Raw genomic sequence first — 874 nt, forward strand, 5'->3', positions numbered from 1 at the left:
CCGAAGTGGTCTTGGGGATGCTGCGCGGCGGTGCGAACACAATGGTGTGCGGATCGATGTGGCAGTGCCGCCGGATCGCGCGGGCCATCGCCTTGGCATCCGGCAGGTTGTGCTCGTCGCGCACCTCGGCGACGACGACCAGCGCTTCGGAGTCGTCGTGCTCGACCGAGAAAGCGGCGACGCAGCCCTTGCGGACCTGCGCGGCCGTGCGCTCGACGACGTCCTCGATGTCGGAGGGGTAGCAGTTGACGCCGCGCACGATGATCAGGTCCTTGCTCCGGCCGCAGGCGAACAGCTCGCCCTCGTAGAGGAAGCCCAGATCACCGCTCCGCAGGTAGGTGTGCTCGTCATCGCCGGCAACGCGCGCGCCGAATGTCTCCGCGGTGAGCTCCGGGCGGTTCCAGTAGCCGGCCCCCTTGGAGGGCCCGGCCAGCCAGACCTCACCGACCCGCCCTTCGGGCAGCGCCTGCCGCGATTCGGGATCGACGATGCGAACCAGGGCTCCGTCGATGGGCTTGCCGCAGCTGACCAACGTGACCTGGTTGCTGTTTTCGGGCAGCGCCTTTTCGACACGAGCGATGTTCTTCTCCAGCCCACGCTTGTTCACCGCGATGGTCTGGCGGCCGCGGATCGACACGGCCAGGGTGAATTCGGCCATGCCGTAGGCGCCGGTGAGCGCCTCGGGCCGCAGGCCGTATTCGGCGAACCGCTGCCGGAAGCGGGCGAAGGTGTTGGCGCGCAGCGGCTCTGCCCCCACCATGATGGATTCGAGACCGCTCAGGTCGACGCCGGCCAATTCGGCGGCGGGCAGCTTGTCCTCGCGCAGGCAGTATTCGAGCGCGAAATTGGGTCCCGGTGTGTGCGTGGCGCGCAC

General features: G+C 68.4%; 1 protein-coding gene. It reads right to left on the bottom strand.

All coding sequences use genetic code 11. The features are described 5' to 3' along the window. On the bottom strand, nucleotides 1-874 hold an 874-nt coding region (locus A5625_RS11560), incomplete at both ends, for an AMP-binding protein (protein ID WP_156748140.1).

The sequence above is a fragment of the Mycobacterium sp. 1465703.0 genome, from assembly GCF_001672975.1.
GTDB lineage: Bacteria > Actinomycetota > Actinomycetes > Mycobacteriales > Mycobacteriaceae > Mycobacterium.